General features: G+C 39.2%; 3 protein-coding genes. 1 reads left to right on the forward strand and 2 read right to left on the reverse strand.

Features of this window, described 5'->3' with window-relative positions; genetic code table 11:
• On the reverse strand, window positions 1–476 hold a 476-nt coding region (locus ACWB0I_RS09205), incomplete at its 3' end, for a transposase (protein WP_479387765.1).
• 299 nt (window positions 477–775) lie between these two features.
• Here ACWB0I_RS09205 and ACWB0I_RS09210 point away from each other — a divergent pair.
• Window positions 776–1189 carry a T9SS type A sorting domain-containing protein gene (locus ACWB0I_RS09210; RefSeq protein ID WP_479387766.1) on the forward strand — a complete coding sequence of 138 codons (414 nt, stop codon included), beginning with the start codon at window positions 776–778 and terminating at the stop codon, window positions 1187–1189.
• A gap of 139 nt (window positions 1190–1328) precedes the next feature.
• On the opposite strand, the gene ACWB0I_RS09215 is transcribed toward ACWB0I_RS09210, so the two are convergent.
• Window positions 1329–2733 (reverse strand): ATP-binding protein (locus tag ACWB0I_RS09215; RefSeq protein ID WP_479387767.1); only part of this gene is annotated, 1405 nt, incomplete at its 5' end.

A 2733-nucleotide genomic window follows, 5' to 3' on the forward strand; every position in this document is an offset into this window, starting at 1 on the left:
AAAAGTTGTGCAAAAAAATCGGGATTATCCATAAGATGTCTAAATATCCGTCCAAAGTTTACAGAAATGCCAACACTATAGGCAAATATTATCGTTTTGAACAAACCTCTTACTTTTAACTTCTTCCCCGACATTCGACAGGTAAATTCTTTTACGGTCGCCTCCACATTGATTCGATTCTGAAAATTAAAAATGGTAGCGGGACTAAAAGGAATTTCCTCTAATGAATCTAAGCCTAAAGCAATCTTAACTAATATATTGAATTTTATTTGTTTAAAAAGTTGCTCGTATGTCCAGTTATTATGAGCCATCAAAATAAGCGCAGACACAAGAGTATTAACCGGAGCATTGGGACGACTCTTTTTGTCGGAATAGAGAACCGAAAATATTTCTTCGTCAATTTTACTAAAGACCAGTTTGTAAAAATAATATTCTTCGGACTTTTTTACTTCCTTTTTTAACTTCTCAGGTAACATATAATACAGTCCGAATATGTCTGTTTGGAAGTGCTGGGTATTTTTCTTGAACATAGGCTTAACTATCTGGTTTTACTTGATTTTTACAATGTAAAGATAAAAAATTTTGTGTTATTAGACAAATTTATTACCTTTTTAGAGTGGACTCATTAAATTTTAAAGCGGATAATCTTACTTTAAATAAAGCGCTCAGTGTTCATGTTTTTCAGAAAAATCCGGATTCTGTTCAATGGCAACCAAAAGATTACATTTTTCTCTATGAAAAAGTTTCCAGTAAAACTGTCACATTATGGAATCTCATGGGGCAGTTTCCAGATAACGAATTGCCAATTGCGCCTGCTTCCGGAGACACCTTTAATATCATAACAACAAAATCTTTTACCGATCAGGACGTCTATTTATTCGATGCCACACCTTTAACGGCTGTACAAAACAGGTATTTGGTGCCTACGAATTTTACATTAGGACAGAATTATCCCAATCCATTTAATCCCCAAACGACCATTCCTTTTCAAATTTCACGTACCTGTCGTGTGCAGTTGGTGGTTTACAATATTTTAGGCCAGAAAGTGCAAACTCTCATCGATCGCATTCTCGAGCCAGGACATCATACCGTGGTTTTTAACGGTAAAAATTTAGCAAGCGGAATTTACTGGGCGCGACTAAAAGCCGGCAGGCAGGTAAAAATGAAAAAGATGATTCTAATAAAATGATTCTGTTTTAGGTGTGAAGCATAAAGCGTGGGCGTAAAGCCCACGCCTACCAGGGTTTGATTTTCAATGCATGGCTGCCTGGCGACTCTGGAGAGTCGCGCTACAACGTCTGTTTTGAACATTACAATTCATCCATACCCTAATGTCCGATCCTGTAATCCCGTAAATCCACCAGCCTGACATGCGAAAATTTTTGAGTCGCCACTTTTCTGAAACCGTTTTTAGAGATAAACAGTTTTTCTGTTTTTCCTTTTATGAACGGTTCCAGGTGCCGTTGTTTGTTTATAAAAGCGTCCATTTCACGTTCGTTTACCGCAGAGCGTTTCCATTTGATCTCTCCGATAACCGTTCGGCCGTCTCGCGTATATCCCAAAATGTCGATTTCCGTATTTCTGCTCCAGAATCTTCCCAATCTTTCAAATTCAAATCCCAGCTTAAAAAAATCTATTTTCAAGAGTTGCCTGATGATCGGCTCGCAGGTTTGCGCCACATACAGGTCAAATTGAGGCTTAACCACCTCATTAAAAATACGTTGTGTCTGTCCGGTAACCAATTCACTCTGGTAGGGAAAGACAAATCGGAACCAGAAATTCATGAAATAATCATTCAGAAAAAAAAGGCCTTTTTTCGATTTAGCTGGATTTTCTTCGCTTGCAGGAACTTCACGCCGGATGAGCTGCAATTCCATAAGCGAAGAGAGGTATTTGGTTAGATTAGCCCGATCGTATCCGGTTTTTGATGATATTTCGCCAAATTTACGGCTGCCCAGGGCAATGGCTTTTAAGATGGGAAAATAACTGCGCGGATTGCGAAACTCGCCGCGTAGAAGGAATTCAACTTCTTCAAATAACGTTTCGCCGTAACACAATATTTCCTTTTCGATAGCCTCTAACGGGGTGCGGTGCCGTGAAAGGATCGACGAATAAAAAGGAACGCCACCCGTAATTGCGTACCATTCGATGGCACGCGTAAGGGAATCGCCAGAAAAAAAGCGCTGGTTTTCCACAACATCAAACGGTTCCACAAACCACTGACCTGTGCGTCGGCCATAAAGCGGTGATTTCCCGTTCAAAGTTTCTCGTTCCATCATCGAAAGCGCCGAGCCATTTAAAAGCAGAAAGACGTTGGGATTTTTACTCAAATGTTCATCCCAATGCTTCTGCAAAATAGTACTTAATCCGCTATTGGACTCCACCAGATAAGAATATTCATCGATAATAATAGCCGTTCTCTGTGTGATTTTTTGATTTAGATAAAGAAAAAATTCATCCCAATTTGATAACGGCCGCATACGCAACAGGTTGTCCTTAAAATATTCGGCCAGAATTTGCGAAAATCCGGATAACTGATCCGCTTGTGATGTAACGGTTCCCATCAAATAAAGGCCATTTACCTGATTGGCAAATTCTTTAAGCAGAAAAGTTTTGCCCACGCGTCGACGTCCCCGAAAAATTAACAACTCTGCTTGACCTGAATGAAATTTACGTAACAAAAACTCTAATTCACGCTTACGATTAAAAAACGTATTTTTCATTTTATAGGTA

The sequence above is a fragment of the Caldithrix sp. genome (assembly GCF_056497305.1).

Bases quoted from the DNA above. Each gene is read 5' to 3' on its own strand.
- ACWB0I_RS09210 (WP_479387766.1), top strand. From the start codon at position 776: ATGGGGCAGTTTCCAGATAACGAATTGCCAATTGCGCCTGCTTCCGGA.